Source organism: Cryobacterium sp. RTC2.1, from assembly GCF_035018685.1.
Taxonomy (GTDB): domain Bacteria; phylum Actinomycetota; class Actinomycetes; order Actinomycetales; family Microbacteriaceae; genus Cryobacterium; species Cryobacterium glucosi.
In genome coordinates, this window is the sequence record NZ_JASJXJ010000392.1 from 1 (window position 1) to 260 (window position 260).

1 pseudogene is annotated in these 260 nt (G+C 63.1%); it reads left to right on the forward strand.

The annotated features are described in order from the left end of the window. Window positions 1-260, forward strand: a pseudogene (locus QN357_RS19630) (IS21 family transposase); the annotation flags it as partial.

Consider the following 260-nt stretch of genomic DNA (forward strand, 5'->3'; position numbering starts at 1 on the left):
TTGATGAACGAGGAGAACTACAGCGGCAGCTACTCCCCGGTGCAACGCTTCGTGAGGAAGTGGAACGACCAACACCGCCACGCCGGGGAAGGATTCACGGAACTGGTTTGGCCGGCCGGCACCGCGCAGGTCGATTTCGGCCAGGCCGAGGCCATCATCGGCGGGATCCGCCAGATCCTGCATATCTTCGTCGTCACGTTCCCGTTCTCGGACATGCGCTTCGTTCAGGCCTACCGCGGAGAGACCGCCGAGTGCGTCTG